At 49.5% G+C, this 386-nt stretch carries 1 protein-coding gene; it reads right to left on the bottom strand.

What is annotated here, in order from left to right; genetic code table 11:
- The coding region (tsf, locus tag GVL05_RS19940) for a translation elongation factor Ts (protein WP_159574257.1) at positions 1–386 on the bottom strand (386 nt) is incomplete at both ends.

Genomic DNA, 386 nt, shown 5'->3' with positions numbered 1-386 from the left:
CAACAGATTTGCTCGGTTCCATGACGAAAGGCTGACCGGTCAGAGAAACTTCGCCGGTGAATTTCTTCATGCGGCCTTCAACCATTTTCTCTGCGATTTCTTTCGGCTTGCCAGACTGCATAGCGATGTCCAGCTGAACCTGGTATTCTTTTTCTACAACTTCAGCAGAAACGTCTTCCGGCTTAACGAATTCTGGTTTGCTTGCAGCAACGTGCATTGCCAGCTGTTTAACCAGTTCTTCGTCAGCGCCAGTTGCAGCAACCAGAACACCGATACGAGCACCATGCTGGTAGTTACCCAGAACTTCGCCTTCCAGGGAAGCAACGCGACGGATGTTGATGTTCTCACCGATTTTAGCAACCAGAGCAACACGTTCTTCTTCGAAC

It is taken from the genome of Curtobacterium sp. 18060, from assembly GCF_902706105.1.
In the GTDB taxonomy this organism is placed as follows: domain Bacteria; phylum Actinomycetota; class Actinomycetes; order Actinomycetales; family Microbacteriaceae; genus Curtobacterium.
Note: the sequence above shows the minus strand (reverse complement) of the source record. Positions and strands in the feature narration are given on the sequence as shown.